Source organism: Pseudomonas sp. NMI542_15, assembly GCF_021283425.1.
In the GTDB taxonomy this organism is placed as follows: domain Bacteria; phylum Pseudomonadota; class Gammaproteobacteria; order Pseudomonadales; family Pseudomonadaceae; genus Aquipseudomonas; species Aquipseudomonas fortuita.
Map to the genome: position 1 here is coordinate 78,255 of NZ_JAJSRO010000004.1, position 11,677 is coordinate 89,931.

Sequence of the window (11,677 nt, forward strand, 5' to 3'; positions counted from 1 at the left end):
TGCGGTTCGCCAGCAGGTGCCCAGGCCCCTGCTGGCGGTTGGTTTTACTTCAGTGTCTTGAGGTAGGCAACGAGGTTTTGACGGCTCTGAGCGTCAGCTTGCCCGGGGTACATCATCATGTTGCCCGGTACCAGCTCCGCTGGTTTGGTCAGCCATTTATCCAGGTTGGCGTCATCCCACTTCAGCTTGGCCGCTTGCAGTGCGGCAGAGTAGTTGAAGGCGGGCGCCTGGCCGCTACTGCGATCGAACACGCCTAGCAGGCTGGGGCCCATCAGGTTCTTGCCCTGTTCAGTGCTGTGGCAGAAACCGCATTGCGTGGCGAAAAGGGCCTTGCCTTGAGCGGCATCGCCCTCGGCCAGCGTCAAGGGGGCGACCAGGAGCAGGGCGCTGGCAACCAGCAGTTGTGCAGGGTTCATTTCATTTCCTTCGGATTTAACCGCCACGTCAGGTATGGCGGGGCTTCAAGAACATTCAGAATGGGTTGGCGAGGTCGATGCCCGACTTGCCTGGCGAGAGGATGTTGTTGGGGTCCAACGCACGCTTGAGGGTGTGCTCGAGCTTGCGCTTGACCGGGCCGTAGCTGTTCGCGACGCGATCCTGGAAGGCCGTGTTGACGCGGTAGACGGCGTAGCCTTCCTGCTCGAACACATTTAGCAGTTCGGCGAAGCAGGCATTGGCGCGCTGGGTTTCTTCCGGGTTGCTGCGGTCGTACAGCACATCGATGACGTGGTGCATGTCGCGCCAGCCGACGATGAACTCGCCGACATAGTCCAGCCCATGCTTGTTGAGGGTTTTCTTGGCCAGTGCCTGCTGCTTGTCGCACTCGCTGCCTCGGGCCTGGCTCACCGGCGCGAACCACATCGAGCCACCGCCGCCACGCCAGTTGTACAGGCCGAATTCCTGCAGGTTGGGCACCCCGGACATCAACTGCGCACGGTACTTGAACGGCTGGGTGTCACCGGCCTCCTGCTGGGTGAAGATGCGGCCTTTGCCCAGTTTCTTCAGGGCGTCGGTAACGATCTTCCAGTTGACGTCGACCTGTTCCTGGGTACCGTACAGCGCGGCATAGACGTTCCAGGCGCCGAGGTTCTTGTCTTTCTGGATCTGTTTGAGGATAGCGTCGGACGTCGCCCCCGGCTCGTTGGTGTAGTCGGCGCGCCGGGTATTGCAGGTGGCGGCCTCCCAAAGCACACCGGCGATGACAACCGAGTTGGGAATGACCTGGGCGATCCGCAGCGGGCGGATGAATTCGACGATCTCGGCGATATCCGAGGCGTTGTCGAACTTGATCTCGAACGGCTGGAACACGGGAGGCTTGGGCATCAGCCAAAAGCCCATCTTGGTACAGATGCCATAGTTGGCCTGGGTGAACATGCCGTCTAGGGTCGGGCCGTAACCCCACTTGAACACCTGCCAGGCATTGTCGCCTTTCACTCCGCCCATGCCGGTGCGGTACACGTCGCCATTGGCCAGCACGACTTCCATGCCGCACTGCATCAGGAAGTGCTCGCCGTAGGGCGTGTAGCCCACGCCGCGATCCATGGTGTTGCCCAGCGGCCCGGCGATGGCCGACGGTGCGGAGAACGACAGCATCAGCGGCAGTTTGTGTTCCTGCAGATAGTCGTACAACTGCTGGTAGGTCACGCCCGGCTCGACCAGGGCCGTGCACAGTTCCGGGTCAACATGGAGGATCTTGTTCATCTTCTTCAGGTCGAGAATGACCTGGCCGCGCTGGCTTGGGGCCGCCGAGCCATAACCGAAGTTGCGCCCGGTGGAGATGGTCCACACCGGGATCTTGTGTTCGTTGCAGATCTTTACCACGCCTTGCACCTGCTCGACGGTGGTGGCGGTGACGGCGGCGGACGGGGTGTGCTCAGCGGTGTCCACGGCCATCATGATCTTGGTGTAAGGGATCAGCTGATCGTCCTTGATCAGGACGTTTTCATCGCCCAGCAGGGCCCGGAACTTGGCAATGGCCTGATCGAAGTTGGCGAGGTCGACGCCGCGCGGGAGCAGGGTGGTTGTGTTTTGCTCAGTCATGTCTTACAGCTCCTTCAAGCCTCGATCGAAAACGAAACGAAATGACCGGTCAGCGCCGCCGACCGGTTGTCGACCACAGGCGCTTGCCCGATGTGCGTGGTGCCCAGGGTGGCGAGGGCGTAGCCGAGTGTGGCCGCCCATTGGTCCGAGGCGCCTTTGTCACGGCCGGCAGCCGACGCGCGCAGGGGGGGCTGCTGGCCGCGCAGGCGATGCTCGGTAAGGCTGAAACCTGCGCCGCAGGCGTTCAGGCTCAGGCCGAGTTGCGGGGCGCAGCCACTGGCCGTTTCGCCGCTGAGCAGGCGGTGGTGTGAAGCGTGGGCTGCGGCGTGGTGCTGGCCAAGCCACTGCACGTGCGCACCGGCGCTGCGCGCGAGGTCGACGATCAGTGCGGCACTGGCATCGTCGACCAGGCCGATGATGCGTTGCGGTGTGGCGATACGCAGGCGTTTTTCAAAGCCAAGGATGAAGTCCAGGCTGAGGTCGGTACGCCGGACCTTGACCTGCTCGCCGGCGGGGCTTGCGTTGACGCCCTGGAGGAAAGCCGCCTGCGCGGCGGCGCTGCTGACCAGTACCAGGGTTGGACGCGCCGGTTGTGGTTGTGTGCCCAGGGCACTGTTGGCCGCGCTGATGCCTGCGCTGCTCATGGCAATACCGGCAAGGCTGGACAATGCCATGCCTTTGAGCACGAATCGGCGTTCGACGTTCATGGCTTGCCTCCGGCTGGGTTGGGCGCAGGCGCGGATGCTGTGGAGATGTACTCGGCAACCTGTTGCAGCGCGTTGTCGTCGATGAACGAGGCAGGGAAGGCGGGCATGGCGCGAAAACCATTGCGCACGATCGCAGTGATGTACCCCGGCGGCAGCTGGCGGCCGGTGATTTGCGGCCCGACCTGGTGTTCGTGGCAGTGGCCACACACCTTGGCGTAGACATTTTCGCCGCCTTTCCAAACACCATCGCCATCGGCAGCGGCGTTATTGGCAAGCACGAGCAAGGGCAGGGCGAAGCAGGCGGCCAATGTCCGTTTCATCACGGAGCCGTCGCGAAGTGAAGACATTTCGTACTCCATTCTTGTTGTAGGTGGGATGGGCAAAGGGCCGGGTCAGAACGGGTACGCTCTGGGCACGTGTTGCAGGGTGATCCAGTGGTCGGTGGTGAATTCGTCGATGGCCCAGTCGCCATTGAAACGCCCCAAACCTGAGTTCTTCTCGCCGCCGAATGGCGCGTTGGGTTCGTCATTGACCGGGATGTCGTTGACGTGGGTCATGCCGGCGTGGATGCGTTGGGCGAACTGCACACCGCGCTCCAGGCTGGAGGTGAAGACGGCGCTGGAGAGCCCGTATTCGCTGTTGTTCGCAAGCGTTAGGGCATGCTCGGCATCACGTGCAGCCTGAATGCCGACCAGGGGGCCAAAGATTTCTTCACGGGCGATGTCCATGTCGGCGGTAACGTTGCCGAAGACGTGAGGCGGCAGCACATTGCCTTGAGCCTCGCCACCCACCAGCAAGGTGGCGCCTTCGGCGTGGGCAGTGACGATCTTCTGTTGCAGGCCCGCCAGTTGCTTGCTGTTGATCACCGGCCCGATGACCGTGCTGGCGTTGCTCGGGTCGCCGTAAGGCAGGGCCTTGACCCGCTCGACAAAGCGCTGGGTGAAGGCCTCCAGCAACGGTTGCTCGACGATGATGCGGTTGATCGCCATGCAGATTTGCCCCTGGTGCAGGAACTTGCCCACCACGGCAGCATTGACGGCCTGCTCGACGTCGGCATCAGCCAGGACCACGAACGGGCTGTTGCCGCCCAGCTCCAGCGCCACGTGCTTGAGGTGCTCGCCGCCGCTGGCGATGCGGCCGATGTTGCGCCCGACTTGGGTCGAGCCGGTGAAGGAAATGAACGCGGGCACCGGATGCTCGACGAAAGCGTCTCCGATCTGCGCGCCGGCCCCCACCACCACGCTGAGCACACCCGGCGGCAATCCGGCTTCCTCGAAGATTCGCGCAAGCAGCAGGCCGCCGGTGACTGGGGTATCGCTGGCCGGCTTGACCACCACGGCGTTGCCTAACGCCAGGGCAGGTGCCAGGGAGCGTGCGGTCAGGTGCAGGGGGAAGTTCCAGGGGCTGATCACGCCAATCACGCCCAGGGGAACCCGGTAGACGCGGCTTTCCTTGCCGGGCACATTGGACGCCATGATGCGCCCGTGCACGCGGCTTGGCAGGCTGGCCGACTCGAGGGTGATGGCGCGTGCGGCGCCCCATTCGATTTGCGCCTTGATCCGCGTGCTGCCTGACTCGCTGATGATCCAGTCGATAATTTCTTCACGGCGGTCGTCAAAGATCTTCACGGCATTGAGCAAGACCTGGCTGCGCTCGGCGGGGCCTTTGGCCGCCCACTCGAGCTGGCATTCGCGGGCCCTGCGGTAGGCGGCATCGAGGTCTTCGCGGTTGGCCAGGGTGATTTGCAGCAATCGCTTCTGCGTGAAGGGGTCGAACACCTCCAGCGATTGATCGGCGCTGCCGGCTCGCCATTCACCGGCAAGGGGCTGCAAGTGCAGGTTTTGATAGGCAGGGGAGTGGGAAAGCGTCATAGGGAGGTCACCTCTATTTTTTTTATCAAGTGCACCTGCGCTGCATAACAACAACCGTGCCAATGCTTCGAAAAGATATATTCATCAATGAATTCAATGGGATGAGGGATAAAGCTGGCGCTGACAAGCGGTCGTTACTGTATGATTTTCGACGAAGCCTGCATAAATTCATGCAGAAAAATCGACGAAGTCAGCCTGTAGAAAGACAGAAGGTGTGCGGCTATCGGACAGATCGAGTGCCTACGCGCTTACGCCGACCGCTCGCGCATTGACCCGGCGCGAGGGCTCGGCATACTCACAAGCTACTCACTTGTTCGTTGCTGATTGCTCATGACGCCTACCAAACCCACCCAGCCCGGTCGTCCTGCCGACGAAGAATTCTTCAAGCAGATGCTTGGCAAGCAGAAGCGCCTGATCGTCGACCGCGCCAGCCAGTTTGGCGCCAGTGGCCTGCCATCGGCAGAACAGTTGGCGGAGACGGTGGCATTTTCCCCGCAGGAAGGCAGCGTCTGGATGTGCGGCCAGCGCATGATGCTGCTGCAAGGCGCCGCGTTCGGCGCCATGCGCCGCGAACTGATCGAGGCGCTCGGGTTCGATAAGGCGCGAGGCCTGTTGACGCGCATCGGCTGGCAGGCCGGTGCGCGGGACGCGGCCCAGGTCAGCGCGCAATGGCCAGAGGGTGATGACGCCAGCCTCTACAGTGCAGGGCCGCGCCTGCACATGCTTGAAGGGATGGTCAATGTCGAAGTGGTGCGCTTTGAAATCGATTCAGGTGTCGGCCACTTCTACTCCGAGTTCCTTTGGCACAACTCGCTCGAAGACGATGAGCACATTGCGGCCTATGGCTTGGGTGGTGAACCGGCCTGCTGGATGGAGATCGGCTATGCCAGTGGCTATGCCTCGTCACTGCTCGGTCGCCTGGTCGTGTTCCGTGAGCAGGAGTGCCGCTCGATGGGGCACCCGGCGTGCCGGATTGTAGGCAAGCCGGCCGATCAGTGGGACGACATCGACGTCGATCTGGCCTACCTGATGCCGGACGACTTCCTTAGCCGCAGTACTTATGCTTCAGGTAGCGCCACGGAGGTAGCCGAGCTGGAGGCGCCTATCGACGGCAAGCCAATGGTGGGCATCTCGGCGGCTTTCGTGCTCGCCACGCAGATGCTGCAGCGCGTGGCCTCGACCCAGGCAACCGTGCTGCTGACCGGGGAATCGGGCGTTGGCAAGGAGCTGTTCGCCCGCTCGTTGTACCAAGCCAGCACACGCCAGCAGCGGCCGTTGGTGGCGCTCAACTGCGCGACCTTGCCGGAGAACCTGGTGGAAGCAGAGCTGTTCGGTGTCGAACGGGGTGCCTACACTGGTGCCGACCGCTCGCGTGCCGGGCGTTTCGAGCGGGCCAATGGTGGCACGTTGTTTCTCGATGAAATCGCGACCTTGAGCCTGAGTGCCCAGAGCAAGATTCTGCGCGCCCTGCAGGAAGGTGAAATCGAGCGGGTAGGCGGCACGGCGCCGATCCGGGTCGATGTGCGGGTCATTGCCGCCACCAACCTGGACCTGCGCCGCGAAGTCGAGGCCGGGCGTTTTCGTGAGGATTTGTTCTATCGCTTGAACGTGTTTCCCATCCACCTGCCACCGTTACGGGAGCGCCGTGAAGATATCCCGCTGCTGATGAGCTATTTCCTGCGTCATTTCAGCCAGCGCCATGGGCGTCGGCTTGCGGGCTTTAGCACCCGGCTGGTCAACGCGCTGCTCACGTATCGGTTCCCAGGGAACATCCGTGAACTTCAGAACCTGATCGAGCGGGGCGTGATCAGTGCCGGTGAGGGCGAAGTCATCGACCTGGTGCACTTGGCCGAGATCGGCGCGCCCTTGATGGCCACGGCGATTGGCCTGACACCTGAGGGGCGCTTGTCCGGGGGGCAGCGCCGTGACGAGCCGGCCAGGCAGGTAATCGAGCCCACAGCGCACATTCGAGAGCCGGTATTGGAGGGGCTGCTGGCGTTCGTCGCCGGGAGCCAGAAGGTGCTCAGTACACCGTTGGCAGATATCGAGCTGCAACTGGTGCATCTGGCCATGGAGCGCTCGGGCGGCAACATCACCCTGGCGGCACAGATGCTGGGCATGAGCCGCGCGCAAGTCAGTTATCGGCTCAAGGGCAGCTAGCGGCGGATTAAGGCGGATTTTCTGCGCTGCGCAGTTAGTCGTTACGCGCAGGCGATAACGGCTTGTAAGCGGACTGCGGATACTGGACCTCTACAACAATAAAAATGTTTAGAGGCATCCATGAACGGTCAACACGCAACTGTGCCGCGCGCAGCGTACGCTGCTGGAAAACATCTAAGGGCGGTGGGTCTGATCGGGGTGATGATGCCCCTGGCCGCGCAAGCCGACTTTGTCGAAGACAGCCAGTTGAACCTGGGTCTGCGCAACTTCTACGTAGACCGTGATTTCAAGGGCGAAAACCCGAGAACCTCTCGCGATGGCAGCTGGAGCCAGGGCCTGGATCTGCGTTTCACATCCGGTTATACCCAGGGCCCGCTCTCGTTCGGTGTCGATGCCGCCGCGCAATACGCCTATCGCCTGGACGGCGGCTCAGGTCGTGGCCCTGACAGTGTCTTGCCCTACAGCCAGAGCTCACGGGAGCAAGCCCGGGAATATGGCCGGGCGGCACTGACCGGCAAGGTGCGCTATTCCAAGGCCGAGCTGAGGGTCGGCGAGCATCGGCCGACCTTGCCGGTGGCCTTCCAGGACGATTCCCGGCAACTGGTGACGACCTTCAATGGTTTCACGGTCAAGTCCAACGAGATCGACAACCTCACCCTGACCGGTGGGCGATTCACCGGGATCAGCACCCGTGAATCCTCCAACCGTGAAAAGCTGTACCTGTTCACCCGCCCCAACGGCCCCCGTCATACCAGCGATGGCCTGAACTTCGCCGGCGCCACCTACGCCTTCAGCCCCAACCTTGCTGCCAGCTACTTTTATGGACAGCTGGAGGGTATCTACCAGCAGCATTATCTGGGCCTGACGCTGAACACCGAGCTGGGCGCAGGCTACGGCCTGAAGACCGACCTGCGTTACTTCAACCACAACGAAGACGGTGACGCGCTGTACGGCAAGATCGATAACCGCTCCTATGGCGCCATGACCACCTTGAGAAAAGCCGGCCACGCCTTTGGTGTGGGCTATCAACGCATGCTCGGCGAGAGTGCGTTCCCGACGTTGAACGGCTTCGTGCCGCAACCGTATCTGGTCAATTGGTCGGCCGTGGCCTTCATCAGGCCCAACGAAAGCTCATGGCAGGCGCGTTACGACTATGACTTCGTGGCCATGGGCATACCCGGCCTCAACCTGACCACCCGTTACCTGCGCGGCACGGGCATCGATCGCGGTGGGGACCTGAGCCAAACCGCCGAAAACGAGCGCGATCTGTTTCTGAGTTATGTGGTGCAGAGCGGCCCGCTCAAGGGCGTGGCCGTGGAGTGGCGCAACATCCACGCGCAGTTCAAGCATGGCAATGACTACGATGAGAACCGTTTGATCACGACCTACACCTGGAAATTCTGGTAGGCCTTGGCCGAGCTGGCCGCTGCGCCTGCAGCGGCCTTCCCATCAATCTGACCTGGCCAGCGTTTGCGAGGGCAGCTCGCCAAACGCTTGCTTGTAGGCGGCGGTAAAGTGGCTGGGTTGCGCAAACCCCCACTTGAAGGCCAGCGCCGACAACTGTACTTCACCCGGTTGGTGCTCCAGTAACACTTTGCGCATCGCCAGTAGCCGGCAATGCTGGATGTAGCGTTGCGGGCTGGTCCCCAAACCGTTGCGAAACGCCTGTTCCAGGCTGCGTCGGCTGGTGCCGCTGACAGTCACCAGTTGGGTGATGCAAAGCGGCTGTTCGAGATTGGCGTGGATGAAATCGACCACCCGTTTCACGGTGCCCGGCAACAGGCGCCGTGGTGGTTCGCTGTACAGGCTGGGCAGCAGGTGCAGCAGGTTTTCGCAAAACAGGTGCTGCACGTGGGACTGGCCAAAGGGCGTTGCTAGCAAGCCAGCGGTGTTGCCGCTTTCGCTGTCGACCATGCGCAGCAGGTTGCCCAGGCTGCGCATGGCCGGGTTATTACCCTGGAACAACAACGCCTGCGTCGGGCTCTGGGCATGGTGAACCTGATGGTGACGTTCCAGGTGGTTGAGCAGCAAGGCCGCATCCAAGGCAATGACGATGGCCTTGGTCCCTTCGTGCCAGGTGACGTCCACTTCCTGCCCGGGGCTGAACACCAATAGCTCACCCGCGTTCGCCTGCAAGCCCTGGAGGTGGTTGCTGATCGCGCCGTGCAAAGGCAGGATGCCATGCCAACAGCTCAACGGGCTTGAGCTCACGCGAACCTCGCGCCCCCACCACGCGCCGAACAGCTTCATTTGCGGCAAGGTCTGCAAGGTGAAGTCGATATCCAGCGTGCCTCGCCCGCCGAGGCGAATCCGCCGTTCCTCCAGGTGGTTGTTGAGCAGGGCTTCGGCGTCTTCGACATTGCGCGAGCGCAGCAAGGGCTCGGCTGCAAAGGGAATGGCCGAGCGGGCGTCGCCAGCAGTGGGCAGGCCGCTGTAAAGGGGCGTATTCATCACCGTAACCTTTATTTGTTGTCTGTCTGGTTTGATCCAGTGGTATTCAGTCTTGGCCGCGGCTTCGCTGGTCATCGATTCGCGCCCATGGTGCGCGTACGCTGCTGTTGCTGCTGTACATAAGCCAGCAGGCGACGCGCCTCGGGGTGCTGCGGTTGTAGCATCAACAGTCGCTGCAAGAACGCGAATGCAGAGGCCCAGTTGCCTGCCCGCGCATCCAGATAGGCGCCTGCATACAAAAGATCCCTATCTTGCGCTGCGTGAGCAAGCCCGGCCACTACCACGCGTCGCGCCTGTTCAGGTTGGCCGAGCTGGCTGCGCAGCAAGCCGAGGTTGTAATACAGGCGCAGGTTCAGCGGCTGGCCGGGCAGGGCTTTCTCCAGCCACTCGATGGCCTGCTCGGGCTGCTGGCGCTCGGCCTGGAGCAGCCCCATGGCATAGGCCAGCTCGCTGAAGCCGGCGCGCTGCTCGCCGCGTTGCAAGCCGGCCTGTAGTGTTTCAAGGGCCTGGTCGGATTGCCCGCGAGTCAGCAGCAACCTGGCAAGTGCCGCGCGCGCGGGCGTGAAGTCCGGATCTTGGCGCAGGACTTGGTGATATTGATCCAGTGCCTGTGCCTCATTGCCTTGACGTGCCAGCAGGCTGGCCAGGTTGAATCGCGTGCCCGGCAAGTCGGCGTTGGCGCTGAGCCGCGCAAAGTGGTCCTGGAGCAGGTGACCGAGCCGGTCACGTTGGGCGGTCGGCAGTTGCGCCTGCAGGTCGGCCAAGGCGCGAGCCGCCTGATCGCGTACCGCCAGTGCCGGGTCATCAAGCAGGGCAGGCAAGTGTTGCAGGCGTTGCGCATCGTCGGCATTGGCCATGGCGCGCACCACGCTGCTGCGCACCAGTGGATCTTGATCGGCAAGCCCGAGGGCAAGCGAATCCAGCGCAGGCCCCTCGACGCCGCTCAGGACGTCGGCGGCAGAAGCCCGGACGATCGCCGGGCGTGTCGCGTCGGTGACCAACTTTGCGGCCAGGGCAATTGCTTGCGGATCGTGCGCTCGGGCGCCTTGCATCACCGGGCCATAATGCTCGCTACGCAGCGGGCCGAAGCGCTGGCTGATCTCGTTTGCGGCCCATTGTGCCGAGCGCTCTTTGTGGCATTGCGTGCAGGCGTTGGGCGCGCCGGTGATCGGCGTCAGGTCGGGCCTTGGCAGGCGGAAGCTATGGTCGCGGCGTGCGTCGATCACCATGTAGTTCTGTTCGGGCGCATGGCAGTTGGTGCATTGCGCGCCGGGGCTACCAGGCTCATGAAAGTGATGGCTGTGGCTGTCGTAGTCCTTCTTCTTCAGCGTGGGGAACCGCGGGTTGCCCTGCGGGTTGTGGCAGCTGGCGCACAACTGATTGCCCTGGGCGGGCAACTCGCCGGTGTGCGGGTTGTGGCAGTCGCTGCAGGTCACGCCGGCGGCGTACATCTTGCTCTGCACGAAGGAGCCATACTCGAACACCTCAGCCTGTTGCTGGCCATCGGCATGATAGGCGCCAGGGGTCAACAAGGTAGGGTAGGCACTATCCACCAGAGATTTACCCGGCTGGCTGCCAACACCAAGGGTTTCCTGTTGTGCGTGACAGCGGGCGCACTGGTCGACTTCGTAACCCTTGGCTCGCGCCCCGAAGTCCACCTGCAAACCGCGTGCGCCGGCATTGTTGGCGAGCTGGCGCTGCGCCGTCGGCAACTTGGCCCATGCCAGATGCTGAGCGCCCGGCCCATGGCAACTCTGACAACCCACCGACAGCTCGCTCCAGGTACTGGCGAAGCTGTCCTGGCTGGCGTCGTAGCCTTTTTTCAGGTTGCCCGAGTGGCACTGGGCACACATGCCGTTCCAATTCTGCGAGCGGCCGGTCCAGTGCAGGGCGTCGTCCGGGGTGAAGCGCTGGCCGGGGTAGAGCGAAAACCAGCGCTGCCCACCGTCGGCCTTGGCGCGGTTGTCCCAGGCAACGGTCAACGATTGCAAGCGACCACCAGGGCGTTCGATCAGGTATTGCTGCAGGGGATAAACGCCGAAGGTGTAGGCCACGGCGAAGTCCTGGCGTCGGCCCTGTTCGTTTTCGGCATTGACGTAAAACGTGCCATTGCGCGTGCTGAAACTCACCTCTACGCCGGCGGCGTCCGTAAAGGCCTGATCGGCGAAGTCGCCCCGCACATTGTCCGCGGTCGGCTTGCGCATCGACCAGCTGTGATGTGACTGGGACCACTGTTGCGCCTGTGAAGCATGGCAGGCCTGGCATTGGCCTGGGTCGACGTAGCCGTCGTCCAGCTTGCGCTGTGGCGGTTGAGACGGGGCGGCAAGCAGCCCGCCGGCCCATGCGCACAGCCATAGCAGGGCCATCCCCCGGGTGACATTCGCTGCGTGCCAACGAGCTTGCTTCATGTGCCCCACCTCTTGCCTGCCAGTGGGTGCGCGCCCCCGG

General features: G+C 62.8%; 9 protein-coding genes. 2 read left to right on the forward strand and 7 right to left on the reverse strand.

Annotated elements, in window-relative coordinates:
* Positions 1-44 precede the first annotated feature (44 nt).
* Genes LU684_RS09160 through pchA form a run of 5 tightly spaced genes read right to left on the reverse strand, consistent with a single transcriptional unit; the run spans position 45 to position 4,618 of the window.
* A complete protein-coding gene (locus LU684_RS09160) occupies positions 45-416 on the reverse strand; it encodes a c-type cytochrome (RefSeq protein ID WP_016488041.1) in 372 nt (123 codons plus the stop codon).
* Positions 417-471: 55 nt separating this feature from the next.
* Positions 472-2,040 (reverse strand): FAD-binding oxidoreductase, encoded by a 1,569-nt coding sequence (locus tag LU684_RS09165; RefSeq protein WP_054888282.1) that lies wholly within the window; start codon positions 2,038-2,040, stop codon positions 472-474.
* A 14-nt stretch (positions 2,041-2,054) separates the two neighbouring features.
* Positions 2,055-2,747, reverse strand: coding sequence for a hypothetical protein (locus LU684_RS09170; RefSeq protein WP_016488039.1), 693 nt, complete (start codon positions 2,745-2,747; stop codon positions 2,055-2,057).
* On the reverse strand, positions 2,744-3,094 hold the full coding sequence (locus tag LU684_RS09175; RefSeq protein WP_016488038.1) for a c-type cytochrome: 351 nt from the start codon (positions 3,092-3,094) through the stop codon (positions 2,744-2,746). The genes LU684_RS09170 and LU684_RS09175 overlap by 4 nt, the downstream gene beginning before the upstream one ends.
* Positions 3,095-3,139: 45 nt before the next feature.
* Positions 3,140-4,618, reverse strand: coding sequence for a 4-hydroxybenzaldehyde dehydrogenase (pchA, locus tag LU684_RS09180; protein ID WP_016488037.1), 1,479 nt, complete (start codon positions 4,616-4,618; stop codon positions 3,140-3,142).
* A 330-nt stretch (positions 4,619-4,948) separates the two neighbouring features.
* Here pchA and LU684_RS09185 point away from each other — a divergent pair, with 330 nt between their 5' ends.
* Both LU684_RS09185 and LU684_RS09190 read left to right on the forward strand, forming a co-directional pair.
* Positions 4,949-6,778 carry a sigma-54-dependent Fis family transcriptional regulator gene (locus tag LU684_RS09185; protein ID WP_054888283.1) on the forward strand — a complete coding sequence of 610 codons (1,830 nt, stop codon included), beginning with the start codon at positions 4,949-4,951 and terminating at the stop codon, positions 6,776-6,778.
* 201 nt (positions 6,779-6,979) lie between these two features.
* A complete protein-coding gene (locus tag LU684_RS09190) occupies positions 6,980-8,185 on the forward strand; it encodes an OprD family porin (RefSeq protein WP_232894463.1) in 1,206 nt (401 codons plus the stop codon).
* A gap of 42 nt (positions 8,186-8,227) precedes the next feature.
* Here LU684_RS09190 and LU684_RS09195 read toward each other — a convergent pair whose 3' ends face one another.
* Both LU684_RS09195 and LU684_RS09200 read right to left on the reverse strand, forming a co-directional pair.
* Positions 8,228-9,229: an AraC family transcriptional regulator gene (locus LU684_RS09195; protein WP_016488034.1), complete on the reverse strand. Its 1,002-nt coding sequence runs from the start codon at positions 9,227-9,229 to the stop codon at positions 8,228-8,230.
* 71 nt (positions 9,230-9,300) lie between these two features.
* Positions 9,301-11,637 carry a tetratricopeptide repeat protein gene (locus LU684_RS09200; RefSeq protein ID WP_024717426.1) on the reverse strand — a complete coding sequence of 779 codons (2,337 nt, stop codon included), beginning with the start codon at positions 11,635-11,637 and terminating at the stop codon, positions 9,301-9,303.
* Positions 11,638-11,677: the final 40 nt, after the last annotated feature.